Below are 24,074 nucleotides of genomic sequence, written 5' to 3'. Positions count from 1 at the left end.
GCCGGTGGACGGGGCGGCGCGGGGCGGGAGGGCGCGGCTCAGTCCTCGAACGCGGAGTGGGCCACCACGCCGCGGCGCACCAGCGCGATCGCGCGCTGGCACTGGGCGCGTGTGCCGGCGTCGAGGAGATCGATCTTGGCGAGCTGGTCGAGCATGTCGATCACCTGCTTGGCCCAGCGCACGAAGTCGCCGGCGGCGAGCTCCGTGCCGGACAGGGCCGCGCTCAGGGTCGCCCCGCGCGCCCAGAGGTGCATGGCCTCCACGAGCCCGAACTCCGGCTCCGCGGTGGCCGGGAGGTGGTGCTCCTGCTCGCGGTCGGTGAGCAGGGACCAGTTGCGCACCACGGTCTGTGCGGCCCGGTCCATGGCGGCGGTCGGCAGGACCGGCTGGATTCCCTGCTCCTCGCGCTTGGCCTGGTAGACGAGCAGGGTCACGAGCCCCGCGGTGGCGGCGGGGTCGAGGTCGTCGAGGAAGCCGTCGCGCAGGCTCAGGGCGAGGAGCAGGTCCCGATCCCCGTAGATCCGCCGCAGCTGCTCGCCGGCGCGGGTCGGCCGGACCTCCCCGTCCGGGAGGGTCTCCAGGTAGCCGAAGGAGCCCAGCACCTCGGAGACGCGGTCGAAGGTCTTGGCGATCGTGTTGGTGCGGCTCTCGATCTGGCGCAGCAGCCCGTCGGTGTCCCGGCGCAGCGCCCACCAGCGCTCGGCCCAGCGGGCGTGGCTCTCGCGGTCCGAGCAGCCGTGGCAGGGGTGGCCGCGCAGGGCCTTGCGGACCTCCGTGATGCGCCGCTCGGCGGCGCTGGTGCCGCGGTCGAACTGGATGGTGTGCCCGCGGCCGCCGCCGCGCGGGGGCCGGTGCTCGTGCAGGGCGTTGCGCACGGACGAGGCGAGGTCGCGCCGCTCCTTGGGCGTCCGGCCCGTGAACTGCTTGGGGATCCGGATCCGCGAGACCGGCTCGAGCGGCCCGTCCAGGTCCTGGGCCCCCACCCGGCGCAGCTGGTGGTCGAGGGTGAGGATCGAGGGGCGTGGGTCGTCCCGGTTGGGGTCGGTGGACAGGATCACGGCGTAGCCGGCGTTGCGCCCCCGCGGGATCTCCACGACGTCCCCGGGCAGCAGGTCGTGCAGGGACGCGACGGCGTCCGAGCGCCGCTGCCGGGAGCCGGCCTTCTCCTCGGCGCGCTCCAGGTCCTTGAGCTCGCGGCGCAGGGCGGCGTACTCGGAGAAGTCCCCCAGGTGGCAGGTCATGGCCTCCTCGTAGCCCTTGAGGGACTCCTCCTGGGAGCGGACCCGGCGCGCCAGGCCCACCACGGAGCGGTCCGCCTGGAACTGGGCGAAGGAGGACTCGAGGATCTTGCGGGAGCGGTGCGCGCCGAACTGGGCCACCAGGTTCACGGACATGTTGTAGGTGGGCCGGAAGCTCGAGTTCAGCGGGTAGGTGCGCTTGGAGGCGAGACCGGCGACGGCGTGCGGGTCCATCCCGGGCTGCCACAGCACCACGGCGTGGCCCTCGACGTCGATCCCCCGGCGCCCCGCGCGCCCGGTGAGCTGGGTGTACTCCCCCGGCGTGATGTCCACCCGGGACTCGCCGTTGAACTTGTCGAGCTTCTCGAGCACCACGGAGCGGGCCGGCATGTTGATGCCCAGGGCCAGGGTCTCCGTGGCGAAGACGGCCTTGACGAGCCCCTCGGCGAACAGCTCCTCCACGAGCTCCTTGAACGCCGGCAGCATCCCCGCGTGGTGGGCGGCCACGCCGCGCAGCAGGCCGTCGCGCCACTCGTAGAAGCCGAGGACGTTGAGGTCCGCGGCCTCGAGCGAGGCGGCGGTCTCGGCCACCCGGGCGCGGATGGTCTGCTGCTCCTTCTCGCCGGTCAGCCGGATGTCCGCGGCGACGCACTGCTGCACGGCGGCGTCGCACCCGACCCGGGAGAAGATGAAGGTGATGACGGGCAGCAGGCCCTCGGCGTCGAGGCGGCGGATCAGCTGCGGGCGGGACACCCGGCGCGTCTCGGGGCTGGGCCGGAAGCCCTCGCCGCCGTTGCGGCGGGAGAACCGGTCCCGGGAGCGTCCCCCGGGCCCGCGGCCGCCCCGGCGGCCCCCGCGGGGGTGCTCGGCTCGGGCGAGCTGGAGCAGCTCGGGGTTGACGTCGGGCTCGTCGCTGCCGGGCCCCTCGAGCCGCTCGGCGGCCTCCTCCACCGTGGTGTCGTCCAGGAACAGGTCGAGCAGCCGCCCGCCCACCTGGACGTGCTGCCACAGCGGCACGGGCCGGTGCTCGGAGACCACCACGTCCGTGTCGCCGCGCACCGTGTCCAGCCAGGCCCCGAACTCCTCGGCGTTGGAGACGGTCGCGGACAGGGACACCAGCTGGACGCTGTCCGGCAGGTGGATGATGACCTCCTCCCACACGGCGCCCCGGAAGCGGTCGGCGAGGTAGTGCACCTCGTCCATGATCACGAAGCCCAGGTTCAGCAGGGTGGGCGAGTCCGCGTACAGCATGTTGCGCAGGACCTCGGTGGTCATCACCACGACGTCCGCCTCGGAGTTCACCGAGGTGTCGCCGGTGAGCAGGCCGACCCGCTCGGCGCCGAAGGCCCGGGAGAACTCGTGGAACTTCTGGTTGCTGAGCGCCTTGATGGGCGTGGTGTAGAAGGCCTTCTGCCCGCGGGACAGGGCCAGGTGGACGGCGAACTCCCCCACCACGGTCTTGCCGGCGCCGGTCGGCGCGGCGACGAGCACCCCCCGGCCCTCCTCGAGGGCACCGCAGGCGGTCGTCTGGAAGTCGTCCATCTCGAACTCGAGCCGGTGCTGGAACACGGCGAGCTCGGTCCTCGCGTGGGCGGCCCGCTGCTTGGCGGCCAGGTATCGGTCGGCGTAGGAGGACATGCATCCACCCTACTGCGCGACCCGGACGTGGCCGGGCCCACCGGGGGCCCGTTCGCGACGGGCCGAGCGGGTCAGGTGCGGAACCCGCCCTCGGGGTCGTGGCCGAGGAGGCCGAGCTCGTCGGCGGGGGTCGCGACGTCGGCCGACGCCCCCGTGCCCGCCGCGAGGCGGGCCTCCTTCCGGGCCCGCCGGCGGTCGAGGAGCAGGCACAGCCCGACGGCCACGAAGAAGAGCGTGAGCAGCGGCACGGCGAGGTAGAACATGGTCATCGGGTCGGGGCCCGGGGCGGCCATCGCGGAGACCACCATCACGAGGACCACGACGATCCGCCAGCTCTTGAGCACCGTGCGCCCGGAGAGCACGCCCAGCATGTTCAGGCCCACCAGGAACACGGGCAGCACGAAGGCGACGCCGAAGGTCAGGATCAGCTGGAGGAAGAACCGCAGGTACACGTCCGCGGAGATGAAGTTGGTCCCGCCCGCCGGGGTGAACGCGGTGAGGGCGTAGACGGCGGTGGGCAGGGTGAGCACGGCGACCGCGATCCCGCTCAGGAAGAGCGGGACGGCCGCGGCCAGGAAGCCGACCGCGTAGCGCCGTTCGGTCCGGTGCAGGGCCGGGGTCACGAACGCCCAGAGCTGGTAGAGCCACACGGGGCTGGCCAGGACCAGGCCGAGCACCAGGGAGACCTCCACCATGATGTTGAAGGACGAGCCCACCGCGGAGTAGTTGATGGAGGCCTCGCTGCCCTCCGCGGAGGCCAGCCGCTGCAGGGGCTCCGTGATGTAGGCCATGAACGGGATGTACAGGAAGAACCCGCCGACCATGCCCACCACGGTGGCCACCGCGGACTTGATCAGCCGGTTGCGCAGCTCCCGCAGGTGCTCGGCCAGGGCCATCTGCGCCTGCGGATTGGCCTTGCGCGCGGTCCGGCGCTTCTTCGGACCGCGGGGGGACTGCGAGGACATGGGGACCTTCGGGACTCGGGGCCCGCCCGGGGTGGCGGGGCCGGTCGGGCGGCCCGCTCCCCGGGCGGGGGCGCGGACCGGCCGGTGCGGCGGATCGGGGCGGCGGCGGACGCCGGGAGAGGGAGAGGGGGCGGGGGTCAGGCCGGAGGGCGGCCGGGGTGCTGCTCGGGGTCGCGCGGGGTGTCCGTGCCGGAGGCGGTGCCGGTGGCGCCGTGGTCACGGTCGGTGGTGCCGTCCCGGCCGGGCGCCACGGCCTTGCCGTCGATGACCACGTCCGAGCCGTCCGGCTGGTCGTCCTTCTTCATCTCCTTGACCTCGGACTTGAAGATGCGCAGCGACTGGCCGAGGCTGCGGGCCATGCCCGGGAGCTTGGGCGCGCCGAACAGCAGCAGGATCACCAGCAGGATGATCAGGATCATGAAGGGGCTGTCGAAGAGCCTACCCATGGAACATTCCTTTCCGTTCAGCCCGGCGGAGGTCGCTGATCCGCTGCGGCTGGCCCATCCGGTCCTTGCGCTCGATGCGGCGTCTCAGACGGGCGGTTTCTCGTTGGTCACGGCCGACCCGGTAGTCGGCCACGGCTTGCCCCACCGGTGTGAACAGGGCCGGGTCCGGGACGGCCCGGACAGGGCGCTGCACCCCGGCGGCCGCGTCGTCCCACCGCTGGGCGAACTCCCCGGCCACCGTCTCGGTGTCCCGGAGCAGGACGAAGAAGGTCTTCACCAGCCGCCACAGCATCAGTCCGAGGAACGCCGCGCCGAGCAGGACGAGGACCGTCCACAGCAGGACCCAGGACCACCAGAGCATGCCTTCCAGTATAGGCGGGCGGATCAGGCCGGCTCGGACGCCCCGTAGGCGCCGAGCGCAGAGTTCACCCAGAGTTCCACCTGCGCCACGACGTCGTCGGGCCCGATGACCGCGAGCTGGCCGCCGTAGCGGGTGACGAGCGCGCACACGGCCTCGGCCGTCTGGAACCCGATGAGCGCGGCCTCGTGGTCGGCCGCCGGCCCGGTGCGGGCCCCGCCGGGGACCCGGACCACGGCCGTGCGGGTGGCGTGGTACTGGTCGGCGATCCACCGGCTGCGCCGGTCGGTGACGAGCACGACCTCCACGGTGTCCGGGGTGCCGGGGGCGGGCGGGGACGCGGCGGCGGCCTCCTGGGCGGCGGGGCGCTCCCCCGCCGGCCCGGCGTCCTCGACGGCGGAGATCCGGTCCAGCCGGAAGTTGCGCATCCCCTCGGAGCCGAGGCACCAGGCGCGCACGTACCAGTGGGTGTTGGAGGAGAACACCTGGACCGGGTCCACGACCCGCTCGGTGAGCTCGTCGCGGGACGGGACCACGTAGCCGATCCGGATCCGGCGGCGCTGCTCCACGGCGCGGCGCACCGCGGACATGACGTCGGCGAGGGCGGGCGCGGGCGTGTCCGTGATGGGGCGGGCGCCCACCGCATTGGCGAGCACCCCGGCGTCCCCCGCGGCGCCGGCGACCTTCGCGATCGTGGACGCGACCGCCTCGGAGTCCCCGCCGGGCACGGTGCGCAGCGTCTGCAGGCCCACGAGCAGCGCGGAGGCCTCCGGCTGCGTGAGCCGCACGGGGTCGGAGAGCTCGTCCGCGTTGGACAGGTAGACGTGGCCGTCGTCCCAGGACGCGTCGATCAGCTGGTCCGGCATGTGCCCGGGCTTGCCGCACACGAACAGGGTGTTGAGGTCCGCGATCAGCTCCTGGTCGGTGATCCCGAACCGGCGGGCGGTCTCCTCGAGCTCCGCGCCCTGGTGGGCGTAGACCCAGCGGACGATCTCGAGCAGCCGCGAGAGGTGGTCCGCGGTGGAGAGCTTGTTGCGCGTGCCCTTGCGGGACTTGTTGTTCCAGTCGACCTGCACGCCGCGGAACCGTGCCACGGCGGACTCGGCGCTCCGCAGCCGGCGCACCACCGCGGCGCGCACCTCGGCCTGCATGGTGGGGGCGGTGCCGTCCCCGTCGCGGGGCACGACGACGCCGGGGCCCGCCGCGGCGATCTCCTCGGCGAGGATCTCGGTCTCCGCGAAGGGGATGTGCAGCCGGTCCCACCGGTCCACGCCGTCCCCGGCGCCGACGCCGGGCTCCTGCCGGGCGGCCATCCGGCGCAGCATGTGCGCGTGGCCGGGCCGGGCCAGCACCTCCACGGTGCGCGCGGGGGCGTGGGAGACCATCTGGGACAGGGACTCGTTCATGGAGAAGCCCTCGGGCGGGTCGAACTCCTTGCGGGTGACCGTGACGTCGGACATGATCCGCGACAGCCGGAACGTGCGGGAGTCCTTGCGGTCCAGGTCCCAGCCGACCACGTACCAGTTGCCGTAGCGGGAGCCGATGCCCCACGGCCGCAGCCGCCGGGTGGTGAGCTGGTCGGTGCTGCGGGCGAGGTAGTCGAAGCGGACCTCGCGGTGTCGCACCACGGCCGAGAGCAGCGGCTCGAAGGACGGCTCGTGGGCGGTGAGGGTGGGCTGCAGCAGCGGCGGGGCGTCGTCCTCCGGCAGGCCGCCGATGGCGGGCTCGAGCTTGCGCAGGGCCCGGCGGGCGAGCTCCCCGAGGGAGGCGTCCGTCCAGGCGTTGGCCGCCAGGGCGAGCACCGCGGACTCCTCCGCCGTGAACTGCAGCGGCGGCAGCGTGAAGGACCCGCGCGGGATCCGGTAGCGGTGGCCGTGCGTGTCGTCCGGGAACAGGGGGTCCTCGGAGACCTCCTCGATGGGGTAGCCGAGGTCGCGCAGCTCCGCCTTGTCGCGCTCGAACATGCGCTCGAACGCCTCGTCGGACGCGGACTCCGCGTACGACGGAACGGCCTCTCGGAGCTCGGCGCGGGTGTACCCGCGTTCGCGGGAGACCAGGGCGATGAGCAGGTTGAGGAGCCGCTCCGTCGATCGGGCTGCCATCCGGTGGGTCCTCAGCGCACGTCCAGGAGGTCCACCACGAAGATCAGGGCCTCGTCCGGGCCGATGACCCCGCCGGCGCCCCTGGAGCCGTAGGCCTGGTCCGCGGGGATCTCCAGCCGGCGGCGGCCGCCGACCTTCATGCCCAGCAGGCCCTTGTCCCAGCCCTCGATGACCTGGCCGATGCCCACGGTGAAGTCGAGGGGCTGGCCGCGGTTCCAGGAGGCGTCGAACTCCTCGCCGGCGGAGAACGTCACGCCCACGTAGTGGCAGGAGATCTGCTTGCCGGGGGTCGCCTCGGCGCCGGTGCCCTCCACGAGGTCGGTGCTGACGAGCTCGGTCGGGGCCTCCCCCTCGGGGAAGTCGATCTCGGGCTTGCTGCGGTCGAGCTTGCGCTCTCCGAAGGACATGGGTGCTCCTGTTCGTCGGGTCGTCGACGGGTGGTCGTCGGGATCGGAGGGGCCTCGGGGCCCACCGGGCCACCTTAGCCGACCGGGGGCTACTCCTCGGTCGCGGAGGGGGACGGCGAGGCGGAGGCCTCGTCCTCGGCCGGCGCCTCGGGGGTGTCCACGGCCGCCAGGATGTCGACGACGAAGAGCAGGCTGCCGGCCGGGTAGTCGGAGTCCTCGCCCAGGTCCTTCTCCGTGCCGTAGGCCTGGCCGACGGGCACGGAGAGGATCACGCGGGAGCCCTCCTTCTTGCCCTCGAGGCCCTCCTGCCAGCCCTCGATGACGTTGTCGAGCGGGAAGGACGCGGGGGCGCCGTTCTCGTAGGAGGAGTCGAAGGTCTCGCCGTCGGACCACTTGACGCCCACGTAGTGCGCGATGACGGTGTCGCCCTCGGCGACCTCCTCGCCGTCGCCCTCGATGAGGTACTCGGAGACGAGCTTCTTCGGGGCCCTGCCCTCCGGCTTCGCCACGGCCGGCACGCCCTCGTCGTTCTCGGTGATCTCCGGCAGCCCCTTGGGGCTGTCCTGCATGTCGCCCTCGATCTCGGTGGGGATCTTCCGGACGACCTCGTAGACCTCCACGGAGGTCGACTCGTCGCCGGCGGCCCCGGAGGTCTCCGGGGAGGAGTACGCGATGATCGCGCCCTCCTTGGCGCCCACGAGCGCGTCGTACATCTCCGGGATCGACTCCTGGAGGCCCTGCTCGAGCTGGAGCACCTGGCCGGCGCCGCGGGAGTAGGTCTCGCCGATGGACGTGCCGTCGGAGCCCTTGAAGAGCGCCGCCTGCAGGAGGATGGTGTCGCCCTCGGCGAGCTCCTCCCCGTCGCCCTCGCGCAGCTCCTTCGCGCCGGCCTCCTCGGCGTTGAGCGGGGTCTCGAACGTGACGGACGGGGCCGTGCCCGGGTCCGGCTCGTTGCTGAGCTCCACGGAGTCGACGCCGGGCCCGGAGCAGCCCGTGAGGACGAGCGCCAGGGACAGGGCGGCGCCGGAGGTGGTCAGGGTCTTTCGCACGGGTGTCTTCCTCAGAGGTCGGCCCGGGTGGGGGCGGTGGGGTCGGACGGCTCGGGCCGGGACGGCGGCCAGCCTAGTGCAGGGCGCTGGGCGTTGACTGGACGGGGCGCCCCCGCGGCGCGGCTCAGACCACGGGGGCGTCCCCGTGGGCCCGCCCCGCGGTGTCGCGCTCGCCGAGGGCGGCGATCAGGGCGTCGGCCTCCGGGTGCGCCACGGCGAACGGGTCCTTGCACAGCACCGTGCGCCGGCCGCGGTCGTTGACCTTCAGGTGCACCCAGTCGACGGTGTACTCGTGCCCGGACGCGAGCACCGCCTCGATGAACCGGCCGCGCACGGCGGCCCGCGTGGCGGGCGGGGTGCGGGCGGCCTCCTGGACGCGCTCGTCGGGGACGAAGGTCGCGGCCCGTCCCCGGCGCTGCAGGAGGTTGAAGAGCCCCCGCTCCGGGGCGGTGTCGTGGTAGGCGAGGTCCAGCTGCGCCATCCGGGGCGCGGCGAGGTCCAGGCCGTCGCGGGCGGCGTAGCCGTCGAGGAGCTTCTTCTTGATCGCCCAGTCGATCTCGGTGTCGATCGCCGAGGTGTCCTGGCGGGCCACGGCGTCCAGGGCCCGCTCCCACAGGTCGAGCACCCACGGCACGCGGTCGTGGTGGGCCCCCTCGCGGTCCACGAACCGGCGCACGGACTCCAGGTGCTCGTGCTGCAGGTCCAGGGCGGAGCGGCGGGTGCCGTCGGCGAGCAGGACCGGGCGGGTGCCGGTGAGGTCGTGGGAGACCTCCCGCAGGGACCGGACGGGGTCCGCCATGGTGCGGTCGGGCAGGATCTGCCCGGCCTCGATCATCCGCAGCACGAGGTCGGTGGTCCCGATCCGCAGCGCCGTGGTGGTCTGGGACATCGTCGAGTCGCCCACGATGACGTGCAGCCGGCGGTAGTGCTCGGCGTCGGCGTGCGGCTCGTCCCGGGTGTTGATGAGGGGCCGGGAGCGCGTCGTGGCCGAGGAGGAGCCCTCCCAGATGTGGTCGGCGCGCTGGGAGAACGAGTAGCTGGGCGTCCCGGCGTCGTCGCCCATCCGGACGGCGCCGAAGTCCTCGGGCCCGGCGGGGTGCACCCTGCCGGCGCCGACGAGCAGCTGGCGGGTGACGAGGAACGGGATGAGGATCTGCACGAGCCGGGCGAACTCGGTGCGCCGGGCGATCAGGTAGTTCTCGTGCGAGCCGTAGGAGTTGCCGCGCGAGTCCACGTTGTTCTTGAACAGGTACAGCTGCCCGCCCACCCCCTGTTCCGCCAGGGCGTCCTGGGCCTGCCGCCGGAGGTCGTCGACGATCAGCTCGCCGGCCTTGTCCTGGGCGACGAGGTCCTCGAGCGTGGCGCACTCCGCGGTGGCGTACTCGGGGTGGGAGCCCACGTCCAGGTAGAGGCGCCCGCCGTTGGGCAGGAACACGTTCGAGGACCGGCCCCAGGCCACCACGGGGCGGAAGAGGGTGCGCGCGGCCTCCTCCGGGCTGAGCGGACGGGCGCCCGGGGCGCTGTGGGTGAGGCCGAACTCGGTCTCGACCCCGTAGATCCTGCGGTCCATGGGGGCTACTGGCCGCCCTTCTGGACGAAGCCCTTCACGAACTCCTCGGCGTTGGACTCGAGCACGCCGTCGATCTCGGCGAGCAGGTCGTCGGCGCTGGTCGCGGTGGTCTGGGACTGGGCGGTGGGTGCTGTGGGGGCGGGGGCTCCGGGCTCGGGGAGCTCGGACTCCTCGCGGCGCTGGGCGCCGGTGCCGAAGATGCGTTCCTGGGCCATGACGGGGTTCCTCCTGGGGATGGTGGTCGGGGTGCTCAGCCGAGGGAGCCGGTGTGCACGAGGGCGGGTCGGGCGGTGGCGAGGGCGCGGACGAGGTGCTCGGTGTCGGGTGCCGCGCTCAGCAGGGGGTCGACGTCCTCGCGGGTCAGCTCGAGCGGCTCGGGCATCGCGATCCGCGCGCCGCGGCGGACGCCGGGCAGGGTGAGCGAGACCGAGTCCCAGTTGGCCGTGAGGACGTCGTCGGGGAAGCGGGTCATCAGCCGGCCGCGGAACCACGCCCGGGTGTCGGCGGGGGGCAGGCCGGCGGCGCGCTCCACCTCCTCGGCGGTGAAGAGGGTGCGCATCCGGCCGGCCGCGACCAGCCGGTGGTGCAGGCCCTTCTCCGGGCGCACGTCCGCGTACTGCAGGTCGATCAGCGTCAGGCGCGGGTCGTCCCAGGCCAGGCCGTCGCGCTCGCGGTAGCCCAGCAGCAGGGCGTGCTTGGCGACCCAGTCCAGGCGGTCCGCGAGGGACAGGGGGTCCGTCTCGAGGGCGTCGAGGACCTCCGCCCACAGCTCGAGCACCTCGCGGGTGTCCGGGTCGGGGCCCCCGGTCGCGTACTCGTGCGCCCGGGCGGCCTCGAGGTAGAGCCGCTGCAGCTGGACGCCCGTGAGCCGCCGGCCGTCCCGGAGCAGGACGGTGGTGGTCAGCCCCGGGTCGTGGCTGATCGCCTGCAGGGCGGCCACCGGGTCGGCGAGGGCGATGTCCGGGGCGGCACCGGCCTCGATCAGGCCGAGGACCAGGGAGGTGGTGCCGAACTTCAGCAGGTTCGACGTGTGGGAGAGGTTGGCGTCGCCGATGATGACGTGCAGGCGCCGGTGGCGGGTGCGCTCGGCGTGGGGCTCGTCGCGGGTGTTGACGATGGGCCGGTGGACGGTGGTCTCGAGGCCGACCTCGCGCTCGAAGAAGTCGGCGCGCTGGCTGATCTGGAAGCCCGGGCGCCCGCCGCGGTCCCCGATGCCGACGCGACCGGCGCCGCACACCACCTGGCGGGAGGCGAAGAAGGGCAGCAGTCCGGCGGCGAGGGCGGCGAAGGGCACGGCGCGGGGCACGAGGTAGTTCTCGTGGGCGCCGTAGGAGACGGACTTGTTGTCGGTGTTGTTCTTGTAGAGGTTCACGACGTCGAGGCCGGTCGTGGCCGCGCTCGCGGCGATCGCCCGGACCGCGTCGAGGGCCACCCGGTCCCCGGCGGCGTCCCAGAGGACGGCGTCGCGGGGGGTGGTGACCTCCGGGGAGGAGTACTCGGGGTGCGAGTGGTCCACGTAGAGGCGGGCGCCGTTGGGCAGGACGGTGTTCATCACGACCTGCCGCCAGTCCAGGGACTCGGCGTGGGACCCGATCTCCCGGAGGGCCTCGGCGGCGACCTCCTCGGCCGTGAGCACGGGCGCGACGTCGGTGAGCTGCGAGGGGTCGGCCTGGTCGCGGGGGACGGTGAAGCCGCGGGCGTCCTCGAGGGGGGTCTCGCCGTGGTAGTCCCACCCGGCGGCGGTCCGGGACGCGCCGAGGCGGCGCCGCACGAGGGCGGCGTAGGTGGTGACCACCTGGCTGGAGAGCACGGTGGCGTTGGCGTGCGGGTTGCCGGTGGCGAGCACGCCGAACTCGGTCTCGGCGCCCATGACGCGGCGGACGCTCACGCGGGCCCCTCCCCCGGGACCGGTCCGGCCGGCGTCGGTCCGGTCGGCGCCGGGGCGTGGCGCCCGCCGGGGCCGGCCGGGTGCGGGTCGCGGTGCAGGACCACGCGCAGGTCGGTGATGGTGTCGCCGCGGCGCCCCGAGATGCGGGCCCAGTCCTCGGGATTGGAGGTGTTGGGCAGGTCCTGCTGCTCGTGGAACTCCTCGTCCACCGCGCGGACCAGGTGGTCGCGGCCCAGGCCGCGGACCCCGGTGGTGAGCAGGTCCTTGATGGCCTGCTTCTTGGCCCGGTCCACCACGTTGCGGATGACCGCCCCGGAGGTGAAGTCGCTGAAGTAGAGGGTCTCCTCGGTGCCGTCCCGGTAGCTGAGGTGCAGGAACCGGGTGCCGGGGCTCTTCTCGTACATCCGGGCCACGGCGGCGTCCACGAGGGCGGCGACGGCCCCGGCGCGGGAGCCGGCGGCGTCGACCTCGTCCTGGCGCAGCGGCAGGTCCTCGGTGACGTAGAGCCGCAGGATCTCGGCGGCGCCCTCGGCGTCCGGGCGGTCGATGCGGATCTTCACGTCGAGCCGGCCCGGGCGCAGCACGGCGGGGTCGATCATGTCCTCGCGGTTCGTGGCGCCGATGACGATGACGTTGTCCAGGCGTTCCACGCCGTCGATCTCGGTGAGCAGCTGCGGGACGATGGTGGTCTCCACGTCCGAGGACAGCCCGGAGCCGCGGGTGCGGAACAGGGAGTCCATCTCGTCGAAGAACACGACCACGGGGATGCCGCGGGCCGCCTGCTCGCGGGCGCGCAGGAAGATGGAGCGGATCTGGCGCTCGGTCTCCCCCACGTACTTGTCCAGCAGCTCGGGGCCCTTGATGTTGAGGAAGTAGCCCAGGGCCTTTCCGCGCCCGGCGCGGTCCGCGGCGCGCTCGGCGAGGGAGCGGGCCACGGCCTTCGCGATGAGCGTCTTGCCGTTGCCCGGGGGCCCGTAGAGCAGGATGCCCTTGGGCGGGGTGAGTCCGTGCTCGCGGTAGAGCTCGGGGTGCACGAAGGGCAGCTCGACGGCGTCGCGGATCTGCTCGATCTGGGGGCCGAGGCCGCCGATGTCGTCGTAAGAGACGGCGGGGACCTCCTCGAGGACGAGCTGCTCCACGTCGGAGCGCTCGATGGGCTCGAGGGCGAAGCCGGTGCGGTGGTCGATGGAGACCGCGTCGCCGATCTCCGGGCGGCTCCGGCGCAGGAGCCCGGAGAGCAGCAGGACGCGCTCCTCGTCGGAGCGTCCCACGGTGAGGACGCGGTCGTGGTCGACGATCTCCTTGACGGTGGCGATCTCGCCGGTCTGCTCGTAGTCGAGGACGGCGCCGACGGTGTAGTTCTGGTCGAGGAGGACCTGGCGGCCCGGTTCGCAGGCGGCGAAGCTCACGAGCGGGCTGAGGGCCACGCGCATGCGGCGCCCGGCCACGAGGACGTCGAGGGTGCGGTCGGTGACGGCGGGACCGCTGCCCGTCTGCTCGCCGACCGGGGTGCGCCCGGGGTTGACCTGCAGCACGGTGCCCTGGCTCAGGGGCGGGACCAGGTCGTTCTCGAGGGCGCGCTTGAGCTGGGCGATCTCGGTGCGGGTCGCGTCGAGGAGCCGGACGAGCTTCTGGTTCTGGGTGCCGGCGGCGGCGAGCTGCTTGTCGAGGGCGCGCTTCTGGTCGCGCAGGATGTTGACCTGCCGCTGGGCGTTGGTCAGGGCCCGGCGGGTCTGCTCGGCGTCCGCCGGTCCGGTGCCGGCCGGTCCGGTGGTCTGCTGCGGGGAGGTCTCGTTCACGGGCGCTCCTCGTGGGGCTGCTCGGACGCGGCGTCGGGTGCGGGGTCCGCCGGAGCGGCCGCCGGTGTCTTGGCCCGGGCGGGGGCGTCGGCCGGCGGGGTCGCGCCGGCGGCGCGCTCGGCCAGGCCCAAGGCGTCGCGGCCGGCGCGGCGCAGCTTCTTGTCGGTGACGTCCCGCTCGCCGAGGGCCACGGGGGTCCAGGCCTGCAGGTCCTCCTCGCTGTACTCGGACTTGGAGGCCCGCCGCTTGGGCGCCAGCCGCTCGGAGCCGTCGGCCAGCCGGCGGGCGGAGAGCAGGAAGCCGGTGTGGGCGACCATGCGGTGGTCCGGGCGCACGGCCAGGCCCTCGACGTGCCAGCCGCGGACCATGGTCTCGGAGGCGTCGGGCTCGGTGAAGCGGCCGTCGGCGCGCATCGCCTCGGCGGTGCGGGAGAGCTGGGTGACGGTCGCGACGTAGCACATGACGACCCCGCCGGGGGTCAGGGCCGTGGCCACGGCGTCGAGGCACTCCCACGGGGCGAGCATGTCGAGGACCACACGGTCCACGGAGCCGGGTGCCTCGTGCTCGCCGAGCTCCTCGGCGAGGTCCCCGATGCTGATCTGCCACGCGGGGTGCGGGCCGCCGAACATGGTCTCCACGTTGCCGCGGGCGATGTCGGCGAACTCCGCCCGCCGTTCGAAGGAGTGCAGCCGGCCCTCGTCCCCCACCGCGCGCAGCAGGGAGATGGACAGCGCGCCGGAGCCGACACCGGCCTCGACCACCCGGGCGCCCGGGAAGATGTCGGCCATCGTGACGATCTGGCCGGCGTCCTTGGGGTAGACCACCGCGGCGCCGCGCGGCATGGACAGTACGAAGTCCTTGAGCAGCGGGCGCAGGGCCTGGTACCGGAACCCGGCGGAGTTCTCGACCACGGTGCCCTCCGGGCGGCCGATGAGCTCGCTGTGGCTGAGCACGCCGCGGTGGGAGTGGAACTCGCCGTCGTCCGCGAGCGTGACCGTGTTCATCCGGCCGCGCTCGTCGGTCAGCTGCACGCGCTCCCCGGCCCGGAAGGGCCCGCGCCGGTTGGCGGCGCCCCGCGGGGACGCGGGGGCGGGGGCGGCGGTGTGGTCAGCGGTTCCGGTCATCGGCTCACTCTCGGGGCAGGGCGTGGTCTGGTCTGGTCGTGCGGGGGCCGGCGGAGGCTCCACCGGCCCGGGGGTCCTCCCCCATTGTGTCACCGCGGCGCGGGGGGCCGGGGCGGGGGCCCGGCGTCAGCCGGCGAGCAGGCGCTCGAGGGCGGCGGTGCGCAGCACGCCCACGAGGGCGCCGTCGGGTCCCGTCACCACGTAGTGGGGGTACTCCCGGGCGGCGACGGCCCGCAGCAGGGACTCCTCGCGCAGCCCGGCGTCGAGCACGGCGTCGGCGGGCAGGTGCTGGAGCACGGACGTCAGCGGGGTTTCGGCCCGCCGGGCCGGGGGCACGGCGTCGGCCGCGGCCGGCAGGAGCAGACCGACGACCTGCCGGTCCGGGGAGACCGCCAGCACGTGCGGGACCGTCCCGCCCGGGGCGGCGGCACGGGCGAGGTGGTCGGTGACCAGCCGGTCGGTGTGGGCCAGGGAGGCGCCCTCCGGCACCGCCACGGCGGTCTCGGCCAGCGCGGCGGCGCTGACGCCGTGCACGCGGGACAGGACCGCCGCCCCGCGCAGGGACGCCCCGGCGCCCTGCCACATGAAGCCGGCGATGAGGACGACGAGCACGAGGGCGACGGGCTGGTTCCACAGGCCCGTGACCCCGGCCCCGACGACGAGGCCCACGGCGAGCAGCCGGCCCGTCCAGGCGGCCACCACCGTGCCGTGGTGCTCCCGGCCGGTGACCGCCCAGACCAGGGCCTCCACCACGCGGCCACCGTCCAGGGGCAGGCCCGGCAGCACGTTGAAGACGCCGACGATGAGGTTCGCCCACGTGGTGAGGTCGAGCAGCACCCAGCCGAGCGTGGGCGACGGCTCCCCGGTGCGCAGCAGCGTCCAGCCGGCCAGGCCGAGCGCGAGGTTCACGGCCGGTCCGGCCAGCGAGACCGCGGCGGAGGCCAGCGGGGTGCTGCGCACGTCCCCGAAGTGGGTGTGGCCGCCGAGCAGGCTGAGCACGATCCGGCCGGTGGGCCAGCCGAAGGCCCGGCCCGTCCAGGCGTGGGCCAGTTCGTGCAGCAGCACGGACAGGGCCAGGGTCAGGGCGAAGCCCAGGGACGCGGCGTAGTTGAGCGCGCCGAGCCGCGGGTAGGCGGTCATCAGCACGGGGGTGTAGAGGAGCACGGTGACCGCGGCGATCACGAACCAGGACCAGGAGAGCGTGATGGGGACCCCGCCGATCCGGCCCAGGGGGATGCCCTCGCTGCGGGGGCGGCTCACGCGCGGGCCCCGGCCACGATGCGGCCGAGGTCCTCGGGGCCCACGCCGGCGAGGCTCGGCAGCACGAGGTCGGCGCCGGCGTCGTCGAGCGGGACCATGTTGGGCACGCCCACGGTGAAGATTCCCGCGGCGGTCGCGGAGCGGATGCCCGTGCGGGAGTCCTCGACGGCCACCATGCCGGCGCGCGCCAGCGGCCGGCCGGCGCGCTCGGCGAGACCGGCGGCGCCGATCCGGTAGGGGTCGGGGGCCGGCTTCGCCGGGTGGCCGAGGTCGCCGGTGACGACGACGTCGAAGACGCCCGGGCCGCCGAAGGCGTCGAGGACGACCTCGGCCAGGGGTGCCTCGCTGCTGGTGACCAGGGCCAGGGGCACGCCGCGCTCGCGCAGGGCGGCGACCAGCTCCGGCGCCCCCTCCTTGTAGACGACCCGCTCCCGGGTGCGGGCCGCGACCCGGCCGATGAGCCGGTCGACGATCTCCCGGACACCTAAGCGCACCCCCTGACGCTGGAACACGGCGGCGGCGTCCTCCAGCCCGGTGCCGACCATGGCCAGGGCGTCGGCCTCGGTCCAGGTGCCCCCGTGGGAGCGGACGAGCTCGATCTCGGCCTCGATCCAGTACGGCTCGGTGTCCACCAGGGTCCCGTCCATGTCGAACAGCACGGCGGTGGGCAGGAGGTCGTCGGGGGACGCGGACGGGAGGCTGGACATGGCCTCCATCGTAGTGGCCGCAACACGGGCTCCTCGTGCCGGGGCCTCTTGCCGTCGATGTCCCGGCGCGTAGTGTGGGTTCTGTGAGCAACAACTTCGACGAGACGTTCCCCCGCCCCCAGGCGGGGCCGTTCGGCGTGGTCCGCGAGGACGGTGACCAGGAGCGCGTGACCGTGCTGGTGGCCGCGTTCGAGGGGTGGAACGACGCCGGGGACGCCGCCACGGACGCCGTGCAGTTCCTGGCCGCGCACTACGGGGCGAAGGACGTCTTCGAGGTGACGTCGGACGACTACTACGACTACCAGTTCTCCCGGCCCCTCGTGCGGCGGGGGGCGACCGGCGACGTGAAGATCGTCTGGCCCACGACCCGGCTCTCCACCGCCACCGTGCCCGGCACGAACCTCGACCTCGTGCTGCTGCACGGCTGGGAGCCCTCCTACCGGTGGCGCTCCTTCACCGCGGAGCTGCTCGAGCAGGCGACCCTGCTCGACGTCGACTTCGTGGTGATGGTCGGGGCGCTGCTCGCGGACGTGCCGCACACCCGGCCCATCCCGGTGACCAAGACCTCGGACACCGCAGAGCTCCAGGACGAGCTGGGCATCGACTCCTCCCAGTACGAGGGTCCCACCGGGATCGTGGGGCTGCTCTCCCACATGGCCTCCCTGGGCGGGTTCCCCACGGTCAGCCTGTGGGCGGCGGTGCCCCACTACGTGGCGCAGTCCCCCTCCCCGAAGGCCGAGCTGGCCCTGCTGCGGGAGCTCGAGGAGCTGCTCAGCATCACGCTGCCGCTGGACGCCATCGCCGAGGACGCCGAGGCGTGGGAGCGCGGGGTCAACGAGCTGGCCTCCGACGACCCGGAGATCGCCGCCTACGTCCAGCAGCTCGAGGAGGCCAAGGACACCACGGACCTGCCCGAGGCCACCGGGGACGCGATCGCCAAGGAGTTCGAGCGCTACCTGCGCCGCCGCCGCGACGAGAAGTGAGCGCCGCCGGCGCCCGGTGACGGGGACCGGACGACGGAGGGGCGGCACCCGGTCCCGGGTGCCGCCCCTCCGTCGTTCCTGCGCCGTGTCGTTCCTGCGCCGTCCGGCGGGACCGGGCCCGCCGGCGGGCTCAGAGCTCGATGCCGAGCCGGGCGTCCACCAGGTCCCGGACCAGCCGGGCGTCCGCCCCGCAGGACCCCGGGGTCCCGGTGGTCAGGGCGTCGGCGGCCCACGCGTCCAGCGCCGCCAGCGCCGCGGGGGCGTCCAGGTCGTCGGACAGGGCGGTGCGCACGGCCTCCAGCAGCGGGGCCGCGCTGCCCTCCGGGGCCACGGCCAGGGCGCGGCGCCACGCGTCCACGCGGGCGACGGCGCCGGCCAGCACGAGGTCGGTCCAGAACCAGTCGTCGGTGTAGCGGTGGGCGAGGATCGCGGTGCGGATCACGGCGGGATCGACCCCCTGGGCCCGCAGCGCGGAGACGAGCACCAGATTGCCCTTGGACTTGGACATCTTCTCCCCGTCGAGGCCGACCATCCCGGTGTGCAGGAAGTGCCGGGCCATGGGCCTGCCGGTCAGCGCCCAGCAGTGGCCGGCGCCCATCTCGTGGTGCGGGAAGACGAGGTCCGAGCCGCCGCCCTGGACGGTGAACGGGGCGGGCAGGTGCTCCAGGGCGATGAGCGAGCACTCGATGTGCCAGCCGGGCCGACCCGGGCCCAGCGACGAGCCGTCCCAGGCGGGCTCCCCGGGGCGCTCCGCGCGCCACAGCAGCGGGTCCAGCCGGTGCCGCTTGCCCGGGCGCTCGGGGTCCCCGCCGCGCTCGGCGAACAGCGGCAGCATCTGCTCGGGGGTCAGGTGGGAGACGTCGCCGAGCACCCACGCGTCGTCGTCGTCGGTGGGCAGCGCGCCCGCGGCCTCGACGTCGAAGTAGACGTCCCCGTCCGGCTCGCCGTCCCGGCCCGCCACCCGGTAGGCGAGGTCGCGGGCCACGAGGCGCTCGACGGCCGGCACGATCCAGCCGACGGCCTCGGTCGCGCCCACGTAGTGCTGGGGCGGGAGGACGTTGAGCGCGCTCATGTCGGTGCGGAAGAGCTCGGTCTGCTCGGCGGCCAGGTCACGCCAGTCCACGCCGGTGGCCGCGGCCCGCTCGAGCAGCGGGTCGTCCACGTCGGTGACGTTCTGCACGTAGTCCACCGGGGTCCCCGCGTCCAGCCAGGCGCGGTGCAGCAGGTCGAAGGCCACGTACGTGGCGGCGTGCCCCATGTGGGTGGCGTCGTACGGGGTGATCCCGCACACGTAGAGGCTCGCCCGCTCCTGCCGGGGCAGCTCCACCCGCCGCCGCAGCCGGGTGTCCTGCACGACGGGCAGGGCCGCCTCGCCAGGGAGGTCGGGAACGGGTCGGGCGGACCAGGCTTTCATGCTCACCTCGGGTGGTTCGGGGATCGGACGACGGCCGCGGGGCCTCACCCAACCTACCGGACCGGCCGCCGCCCCCGATCCGGAGGTGACGCAGGGCTCAGGCGCTGATCACCCCGAGGCCCAGGAGCACGAAGATGGCCAGGCCCAGGGCGATGCGGTACCAGACGAAGATCGTGTAGCTGCGGTTGGAGATGTAGTGCATGAACCAGCCGATGATCACGTACGCCACCACGAACGCGATGCCCGTGGCCACGAGGGTCTCGGTCATGCCGTAGGGCCCCGCCTGCGGCTGCCCCACGGACTGCGCCAGCTTGTACAGTCCCGAGGCGAACACCGCGGGGATGGCCAGCAGGAACGCGTAGCGGGCCGCGGCCTCGCGCGTGTAGCCCATCAGCAGTCCCGCCGTGATCGTGCCGCCGGACCGCGAGACCCCCGGGATCAGGGCCAGCGCCTGCGCCAGCCCGAAGAGCACGCCGTGCTTGACGGTGAGGTCGTCCAGGTGCCGGGCCTGCCGGCCCACCCGGTCCGCGACCGCAAGGATCACACCGAAGACCACCAGCATCGTGGCCGTGATCCACAGGGAGCGGAACTCCGTGTCGATGTAGTCCTCCAGCAGCAGCCCCAGCACGCCGATGGGCAGGGAGCCCAGGATGATCAGCCACCCCATCCGGGCGTCGGGGTCCGAGCGCTCCACGCGGCCCACCAGGGACAGGGTCCACTGCTTGAGGATCCGGACGATGTCCCGCCAGAAGTAGATGATCACGGCGGTCTCGGTGCCCAGCTGCGTGATGGCCGTGAACGCGGCGCCGGGGTCGGCGCTGTTGGGCAGCAGCTCGCCCACGATGCGCAGGTGCGCCGAGGAGGACACGGGGAGGAACTCGGTCAGGCCCTGGACGAGGCCGAGAATGATGGTTTCGATCCAATTCACCCGGCCACCCTACGGCACGCTCCGCGCCGGGGACGGCGGGACAGGCCCGGACGCGGCAGGAACGGCCCGCCGTGCGGGCCGTTCCTGCGGGTGCGGTGCGGGGGACGGGGCTCAGCGGGCGGAGCGCGCCCCGTCGGCGTCGTCGAGGTCCTCGTAGTCCTCCTCGTCGACGAGGTCCTCGTCGAGCATCTCGTTGTCCTCCAGGAGCTCCTCGTCGTCCTCCGAGTCGTCCTCGTCGGAGTCGTCGTCGTCGTCGGAGTCGTCGTCGGAGTCGTCGTCCGAGTCGTCCTCCTCCGCGAAGACGGTCAGCGGGGTGACCTCGTCGTAGGCGTCGTAGAGCGCCTCCTCGTAGGCGTCGAAGGCGTCGGCGATGGCGATGTAGGCGCCGTCGACGGCCGGGTCGTCGTCGCTGCGCCGGTTGGACGCGGCGACGAGGTGTTCTTCGAAGGCGCTCACGAGGGCCTGCAACGCGGCACGAGGGTCATTGCTCATGGAGTAGACGTTAGCGCTATTCCGTGCAGAATGGGGACCGATGAGAGAACAAGTCCGGACCAGCTCGGCCACCCTCACGAGGGACGCCGACCAGCGCTACGAGTACCTCCTGCTGACCGTGGCGCCGCACGAACCGCTCGGCGACGCGCGGGCCCGGCTCAGCGAGCACGCCGAGTACGGCAAGTGGGAGCTGACCCGTTCCGTGCTGCTCTACGGCGGGACCCGCAAGTACTGGCTGCGCCGCCGGGTGATGCGCGTGGAGCGCACCGTCTGAGCCCGGGACCCACCCCTGCCGGCGGGGCTCAGCCCCCGATCGGGCCCAGCAGCGCCTTGGCCACGGCCGCGTGCACGGACTCGTCGTCGGACGGGTGGTAGATCCCGGCGAGCACGTCCCGGTACAGCCGCTCCAGCTCCCCGCCCCGGGAGTACTGGGCCCCGCCCGAGCTGCGCATCGCGAGGTCGACGACGCCGCGGGCCGCCTCGGTGGCCCGGTGCTTGACCCCGGAGAACAGCAGGAACCAGCGGGGACCGTGGTCCGGGCGCCGGCGGTGCCGAGGGCGTCCACGTCCGCGGCCAGCCGGAGCAGCTGCAGCTCCACCCCGTCCCGCAGCAGCGCGGCCTCGGCGATCCGCCGGCGGACGTCGGGGCGCTCGGCACGGGGCGCTCCCCCGCCGCGGGACCGCCGGGTGCCGGCGATCTCCACGGCCAGCTCCACCGCACGGTCCGCGATCCCGGTGTAGACGGCGGCCAGCAGCAGCTCGAAGCAGCCGAAGACGCCCCACACCACCGGGTCCGGGTTCGGGCCCACCGGGGTGCGGGTGAGCACCTGCTCCGCGGGCATCGGCACCGAGCGCAGCACCGTGGTCCGGGACTGCGAGGCTCGCATGCCCATGGTGTCCCAGTCGTCGAGGACCTCGATGCCCTCCGCCGCCCGGTCCAGGAGGCCGAACACCAGCGGCGTGCCCTCCTCGGCGTCGTCGCGGGCGTGGACGATCAGCCGGGTCCACACGGGGGACAGCGAGGTGAAGATCTTCGTGCCCGTGATCCGGTAGCCGTCCGCCACGGCCACCGCGGTGGTGTCGGAGTCGAAGAGCACGGAGTCGTTGCCCGCCTCGGAGATGCCGAAGGCGAAGATCTCCCCGGCCGCGGCCAGCTCGAAGATCCGCTCGGCCCGGGCGTCCCCGCGCAGGCGCAGGGTGTGCGCCACGCCCACCAGGACGTGGTGCATATTGATGCCCAGCGCCGTGGCGGGGGCGGCCGCCGCGAGCCGCCGCTGCGCGGCGACCGCCTGCTGCAGCGTGAACCCGAGGCCGCCCCGGTCCCGCGGCACCAGCATCAGCGGATAGCCGATCCGCACCAGGTCCGCGAAGTCCTCGTCGAAGAACCGGTTCTCCCGGTCGTAGCCGGCGGCGCGCTCGCGGAACGTCGCCAGCAGGTCCTCCGGGAGCAGGGTCTCGGGCACCAGGTCCCCGGCCGCCCGGTCCTCGGGCACCTCGGCTCCGGCAGATGCGGGTGCGGGTCGTGCGGTCGCGGGCTGCGGTCCGGTGGCGGGGTGCATCTCGCTCCTGTCGGCGGTCGTCGGGGTCGTGGGTGCTCCGGCGGTCGGGCGGACCGGGGCGGGAGGGGCCGGTGGCCGGTCAGTACCGGGTCAGCAGCCGGTGCAGCACGCGGGAGCCGAACTCCAGGGAGTCCGTGGGCACGCGCTCGTCCACGCCGTGGAACATGGACGGGAAGTCGAGCTCGTCGGGCAGGCGCAGCGGCACGAACCCGTAGCCGGTGATGCCGAGCGGGTCCAGGGACTTGTTGTCGGTCCCGCCGGAGAGCATGTACGGCAGCACGACCGCCTCGGGGTCCTCGGCGTGCAGTGCGTCGACCATGGCGTCGACCACGGTGCCGGAGAACGGCACCTCGAGGGCGATGTCGTCCGACTCGAACTCGAAGGACACCCCGTCCCCGGCGAGCTCCGCGAGCTTCGCCAGCACGATCTCGCGCTGGCCCGGCAGGTAGCGCACGTCCAGCCCCGCCTGGGCGGAGCCGGGGATGACGTTGACCTTGTAGCCCGCCTCGAGCATCGTCGGGTTCGCGGTGGTCTGCAGGGTCGCGCCCACGAACCGTGCCACGGAGCCGAGCTCGGCGAGCAGCCGCTGGGGGTTCTGGGGGTCGAACTCCACGCCCGTCAGCTCGGTGACCGAGTCCAGGAACGCCCGGGTGGTCTTGGTGAGCTCCACGGGCCACTGGTGCTCGCCGATGTTGGTCAGCGCCCTCGAGAGCCGGGTGACCGGGTTGTCGTCGTTGATCTGGGAGCCGTGCCCGGCCGTGCCCTGCGCGTTGAGGCGCAGCCACATGAGGCCCTTCTCCGCCGTCTGCAGCAGGTAGGCCCGCCGGCCGCCGATGGTGGCCGAGTACCCGCCGACCTCGCTGATGGCGTCGGTGACGCCGTCGAAGAGACCGCGGTGGTGCTCCGCGATCCAGTGGGAGCCGTACACCATGCCGGCCTCCTCGTCGGCGAAGAAGCCGAAGACGATGTCCCGCCGCGGCCGGTCCCCGGTGCGCACCATGTGGCGCAGCACCGAGATCATCATGGCGTCCATGTCCTTCATGTCCACGGCGCCGCGGCCCCAGATCATGCCGTCCCGGATCTCGCCCCCGAACGGGTCCACGGACCAGTCCGCGGCGACCGCGGGCACCACGTCGAGGTGGCCGTGCACCAGCAGGGCGTCGGCGGAGGGGTCGGTGCCCTCGATCCGGGCGAAGACGTTGGCGCGGCCGGGCGCCGACTCCAGGACGGTCGTGGCGAGACCGACCTCCTCGATCAGCCCGGCCACGTACTCGGCGGCCCGCCGCTCCCCCTTGGCGTCGCCGCTGCCGTAGTTGGAGGTGTCGATGCGGATGAGGTTGCGGCAGATCTCGACGGTCTCGCCCTCGGGCGACGACGCCGCGGCCGCCGCGGCGGGAACGGTCTGAGGATCGGTCATGGCGGTCCTTCCTGGGGTTCCTGGTGGGCGGGTGGGGTTCAGCGGACGGCGGTGTCGCGGCCGGGGTAGCTCAGCAGCACGAGGCGTCCGGACTCCTCGACCACGACGACCTCCTCAGTCTCCCCGGGAGCGTCCTCGGGGGCGACCTCCAGCCGGTACCCCTCGGCGGTCTCGACGGCCTCGCCCTGGACGGCGAGCGTCTCGTAGCGGGAGGTGTCCGGGTGCCACCGCTCGAGGTGGACCCCGCAGTACTGGGAGCTGCCCTCCGTGGCCCGGTGCACGAAGTCGTGGGACAGCAGCTCGCAGGCGCCGTCCCAGTCGCGCTCGGCCATCGCGTCGACGAACGCCCGGGTGGTGCCCTCGGGCGTCCCGAGGTCGGGGCCGCACCCGGTCAGGCCGACGGCGGCGGCGAGGACGAGGCACAGACGCAACGGGGCCCGGACGCCGGTGGCGCGGGTGGCGTGGACGGTCATCGGGCTCCTCTCCGGGCGTGCGCTTCCAGCCTATCGTCACCGGCACCGGTGCGTTCGCCGCGCGGACGGGACGAGAACCGCTCACTGTAACCACGGGAATTCCGGCCGTCCGGTACATTCCGTGATGTCGTCGTTATTGTTCTGTGATAAACGAAACAATTTCACACATTTCCTATTTGCAATGGGAATTCCCTAGCATTTCCCTGGGCGCCTTCCCCAGCCCAATCTGTCTCGTCGTCCGGCCGGACGACGATAGCC

21 protein-coding genes and 1 pseudogene are annotated in these 24,074 nt (G+C 73.6%); 2 read left to right on the top strand and 20 right to left on the bottom strand.

Annotated features, from left to right (window positions below):
• Positions 1-38: 38 nt before the first annotated feature.
• The 14 genes from ACP7CD_RS05630 to ACP7CD_RS05565 form a co-directional block, all read right to left on the bottom strand.
• Positions 39-2,876 (bottom strand): DEAD/DEAH box helicase, encoded by a 2,838-nt coding sequence (locus ACP7CD_RS05630; RefSeq protein ID WP_035923908.1) that lies wholly within the window; start codon positions 2,874-2,876, stop codon positions 39-41.
• A gap of 71 nt (positions 2,877-2,947) precedes the next feature.
• Positions 2,948-3,841 carry a twin-arginine translocase subunit TatC gene (gene tatC, locus ACP7CD_RS05625; RefSeq protein ID WP_426119353.1) on the bottom strand — a complete coding sequence of 298 codons (894 nt, stop codon included), beginning with the start codon at positions 3,839-3,841 and terminating at the stop codon, positions 2,948-2,950.
• 137 nt (positions 3,842-3,978) lie between these two features.
• On the bottom strand, positions 3,979-4,287 hold the full coding sequence (gene tatA, locus ACP7CD_RS05620; RefSeq protein ID WP_035923909.1) for a Sec-independent protein translocase subunit TatA: 309 nt from the start codon (positions 4,285-4,287) through the stop codon (positions 3,979-3,981).
• Complete coding sequence (locus ACP7CD_RS05615) at positions 4,280-4,648, bottom strand: hypothetical protein (protein WP_426119351.1); 369 nt, start codon at positions 4,646-4,648, stop codon at positions 4,280-4,282. Before ACP7CD_RS05615 ends, tatA begins: the two co-directional genes overlap by 8 nt.
• 23 nt (positions 4,649-4,671) lie before the next feature.
• Positions 4,672-6,747 (bottom strand): helix-turn-helix transcriptional regulator, encoded by a 2,076-nt coding sequence (locus ACP7CD_RS05610; protein WP_017833514.1) that lies wholly within the window; start codon positions 6,745-6,747, stop codon positions 4,672-4,674.
• Positions 6,748-6,758: 11 nt separating this feature from the next.
• Positions 6,759-7,154 (bottom strand): FKBP-type peptidyl-prolyl cis-trans isomerase, encoded by a 396-nt coding sequence (locus ACP7CD_RS05605; protein ID WP_017833513.1) that lies wholly within the window; start codon positions 7,152-7,154, stop codon positions 6,759-6,761.
• 89 nt (positions 7,155-7,243) lie between these two features.
• On the bottom strand, positions 7,244-8,203 hold the full coding sequence (locus tag ACP7CD_RS05600; protein WP_109244332.1) for an FKBP-type peptidyl-prolyl cis-trans isomerase: 960 nt from the start codon (positions 8,201-8,203) through the stop codon (positions 7,244-7,246).
• Positions 8,204-8,327: 124 nt separating this feature from the next.
• Positions 8,328-9,773 carry a Pup--protein ligase gene (gene pafA / locus ACP7CD_RS05595; RefSeq protein WP_109222712.1) on the bottom strand — a complete coding sequence of 482 codons (1,446 nt, stop codon included), beginning with the start codon at positions 9,771-9,773 and terminating at the stop codon, positions 8,328-8,330.
• 5 nt (positions 9,774-9,778) lie between these two features.
• Complete coding sequence (locus ACP7CD_RS05590) at positions 9,779-9,988, bottom strand: ubiquitin-like protein Pup (protein ID WP_109222713.1); 210 nt, start codon at positions 9,986-9,988, stop codon at positions 9,779-9,781.
• 35 nt (positions 9,989-10,023) lie between these two features.
• Entirely contained in the window at positions 10,024-11,661 is a 1,638-nt protein-coding gene (gene dop, locus ACP7CD_RS05585; RefSeq protein WP_426119347.1) for a depupylase/deamidase Dop, read from the bottom strand.
• Entirely contained in the window at positions 11,658-13,460 is a 1,803-nt protein-coding gene (arc, locus tag ACP7CD_RS05580) for a proteasome ATPase (RefSeq protein WP_017833508.1), read from the bottom strand. Before arc ends, dop begins: the two co-directional genes overlap by 4 nt.
• Positions 13,457-14,584, bottom strand: coding sequence for a tRNA (adenine-N1)-methyltransferase (locus ACP7CD_RS05575; protein WP_426119344.1), 1,128 nt, complete (start codon positions 14,582-14,584; stop codon positions 13,457-13,459). Before ACP7CD_RS05575 ends, arc begins: the two co-directional genes overlap by 4 nt.
• Before the next feature lie 126 nt (positions 14,585-14,710).
• On the bottom strand, positions 14,711-15,844 hold the full coding sequence (locus tag ACP7CD_RS05570; RefSeq protein ID WP_426119342.1) for a site-2 protease family protein: 1,134 nt from the start codon (positions 15,842-15,844) through the stop codon (positions 14,711-14,713).
• Positions 15,841-16,551 (bottom strand): HAD family hydrolase, encoded by a 711-nt coding sequence (locus ACP7CD_RS05565; RefSeq protein WP_017833505.1) that lies wholly within the window; start codon positions 16,549-16,551, stop codon positions 15,841-15,843. Before ACP7CD_RS05565 ends, ACP7CD_RS05570 begins: the two co-directional genes overlap by 4 nt.
• Positions 16,552-16,625: 74 nt before the next feature.
• Between ACP7CD_RS05565 and ACP7CD_RS05560 the strand changes: the two genes are divergently transcribed.
• On the top strand, positions 16,626-17,534 hold the full coding sequence (locus tag ACP7CD_RS05560; RefSeq protein WP_109244326.1) for a PAC2 family protein: 909 nt from the start codon (positions 16,626-16,628) through the stop codon (positions 17,532-17,534).
• A 130-nt stretch (positions 17,535-17,664) separates the two neighbouring features.
• Here the strand turns inward: ACP7CD_RS05560 and mshC are convergent, their stop codons facing one another.
• The 3 genes from mshC to ACP7CD_RS05545 all read right to left on the bottom strand — a co-directional run bounded on the left by mshC (position 17,665) and on the right by ACP7CD_RS05545 (position 20,368).
• Positions 17,665-18,948, bottom strand: coding sequence for a cysteine--1-D-myo-inosityl 2-amino-2-deoxy-alpha-D-glucopyranoside ligase (gene mshC, locus ACP7CD_RS05555; protein ID WP_017833503.1), 1,284 nt, complete (start codon positions 18,946-18,948; stop codon positions 17,665-17,667).
• 97 nt (positions 18,949-19,045) lie between these two features.
• A complete protein-coding gene (locus ACP7CD_RS05550) occupies positions 19,046-19,876 on the bottom strand; it encodes an undecaprenyl-diphosphate phosphatase (RefSeq protein WP_017833502.1) in 831 nt (276 codons plus the stop codon).
• A 111-nt stretch (positions 19,877-19,987) separates the two neighbouring features.
• Positions 19,988-20,368, bottom strand: coding sequence for a primosomal protein (locus tag ACP7CD_RS05545; RefSeq protein ID WP_181821094.1), 381 nt, complete (start codon positions 20,366-20,368; stop codon positions 19,988-19,990).
• Between the two features lie 40 nt (positions 20,369-20,408).
• Between ACP7CD_RS05545 and ACP7CD_RS05540 the strand changes: the two genes are divergently transcribed.
• Entirely contained in the window at positions 20,409-20,642 is a 234-nt protein-coding gene (locus ACP7CD_RS05540) for a DUF5703 family protein (RefSeq protein WP_035923920.1), read from the top strand.
• Positions 20,643-20,957: 315 nt separating this feature from the next.
• Here the strand turns inward: ACP7CD_RS05540 and ACP7CD_RS05535 are convergent.
• From ACP7CD_RS05535 to ACP7CD_RS05525, 3 genes and pseudogenes are all read right to left on the bottom strand, one after another.
• A pseudogene (locus tag ACP7CD_RS05535) lies at positions 20,958-21,596 on the bottom strand (acyl-CoA dehydrogenase family protein); the annotation flags it as partial.
• Positions 21,597-22,005: 409 nt separating this feature from the next.
• Positions 22,006-23,343 (bottom strand): M20/M25/M40 family metallo-hydrolase, encoded by a 1,338-nt coding sequence (locus ACP7CD_RS05530; protein ID WP_109244324.1) that lies wholly within the window; start codon positions 23,341-23,343, stop codon positions 22,006-22,008.
• A gap of 38 nt (positions 23,344-23,381) precedes the next feature.
• Complete coding sequence (locus ACP7CD_RS05525) at positions 23,382-23,816, bottom strand: hypothetical protein (protein ID WP_017833810.1); 435 nt, start codon at positions 23,814-23,816, stop codon at positions 23,382-23,384.
• Positions 23,817-24,074: the final 258 nt, after the last annotated feature.

Source organism: Kocuria sp. LHG3120, assembly GCF_049897445.1.
GTDB lineage: Bacteria > Actinomycetota > Actinomycetes > Actinomycetales > Micrococcaceae > Kocuria > Kocuria rosea.
Note: the sequence above shows the minus strand (reverse complement) of the source record. Positions and strands in the feature narration are given on the sequence as shown.